Annotated in this window: 1 protein-coding gene; it reads right to left on the bottom strand. The window is 58.6% G+C overall.

The annotated features are described in order from the left end of the window. Nucleotides 1-238: 238 nt before the first annotated feature. Nucleotides 239-1,306 carry an IS110 family RNA-guided transposase gene (locus CRO46_RS19750; RefSeq protein ID WP_097109528.1) on the bottom strand — a complete coding sequence of 356 codons (1,068 nt, stop codon included), beginning with the start codon at nucleotides 1,304-1,306 and terminating at the stop codon, nucleotides 239-241. Nucleotides 1,307-1,387 lie beyond the last annotated feature (81 nt).

Raw genomic sequence — 1,387 nt, 5'->3', positions numbered from 1 at the left:
TGTATGTGCCGGCTGCTGTTCGCAATCGAGAAATTGGCACGATTTCGGAAATCGCTCATATGTATCCGGCCTGTTGATCGGCTCGCGGGCCGTGGCCTTGATGGGGTTACGCACGCACCTTGGTCTCATTAGCGGATAGGTCTCTGATGACCTAAAGGGCCGTCAGACTCTGGGGGCGTATCTTCTCCGTTCCATGCTGTCCTCTCTATCGCGAACTCCTTGGTGACCGTGGAAGGCTTCAGATCGCTTCCATGGCCGCGTCTTGTGGGGCGTCGAACCGGGTGCCATTGCGCAGAATGCTCCAGGCGGTTCGAGCGAGTTTGTTGGCAAGCGCTATGGCAGCTTTGTTTCGCGGCATACGGGCTACCGCCTCGGTCAGCCACGAGCCGAAACTGAAGTCGGACCATCGGTGTGGGCGCATCATGATCACTTTCGCCGCCTGCACGAACAACATCCTCAGATAGCGGCTGCCGCGTTTGGTGATCCGGCCGAGAATGGTGCGGCCACCGGTGCTGAATTGTCGGGGCACCAAGCCGACCCATGCCGCGAAATCACGCCCCCGGTCGAATGCCTCGCCTTTGCCGACGGCCGCGACCATCGCCGTCGAAATCATTGGCCCGATGCCGGGTATTGTCATGATGTTGGCGCAGTTCTCTTCGGTGTGGCTGATCTCTTCGATCTCGCCAGAGACATCCTCGATCCGTTTGTCCAACCAGAGCCAATCGCCATAAAGACCGATCAGGATGCCGCGCATCCGAGGCGATATCTCATCCCGTCGCTGTTCGAGGATCGTCTCGAAAGAATTCTTCAGTGCCCGCAGCCCCGTCCTGACAGTGATGCCCTGCTCGATCAGAAAGGCCCGGATTTGGTTGATGGTGGCCGTGCGCCGCGAAACCAGCCGTGCCCTGACCCGGTGCAAGGCCTGAAGGTCGAGCTGATCCTGGTCCTTCTCAGAAACGGTCCGAAGGTTGGGCCGCAACGCTGCTTCTGCGATCGCCTCAGCGTCGTTGTAATCGTTCTTCTGTCCCTTGTTGAACGGCTTCACGTAAATCGCCGGGATGATCCGCGGCTCGAACCCCATGCCCCGTAGCGTTCGGCTGACAAAATGGGCGCTGAGGCAAGCCTCCATTCCCACGATGCAGCGCGGGAGTTGCTCAAAAGTGGTATTCAGGGCCAAGCGCTTGATCTGCTTGCGCATGACCAACTGGCCGGATCGGTCGAACCCGACCAGGTGAAACGTATCCTTCCCGATGTCGATTCCGACGACGGCGATGTCTTCAATGCTTCCTGTCTTCTTTGCACACATGGCTGCTTCTCCTTGTTGCACGGTTGATTCCGGTTAAGAATAACCCAACGGTGAGGGGAGCAGCCGGCACATCCCATTAGC

The organism is Parahoeflea halophila (genome assembly GCF_900220985.1).
In the GTDB taxonomy this organism is placed as follows: Bacteria; Pseudomonadota; Alphaproteobacteria; order Rhizobiales; family Rhizobiaceae; genus Hoeflea; species Hoeflea halophila.
This window is presented reverse-complemented; position numbering and strand designations above follow the sequence as displayed.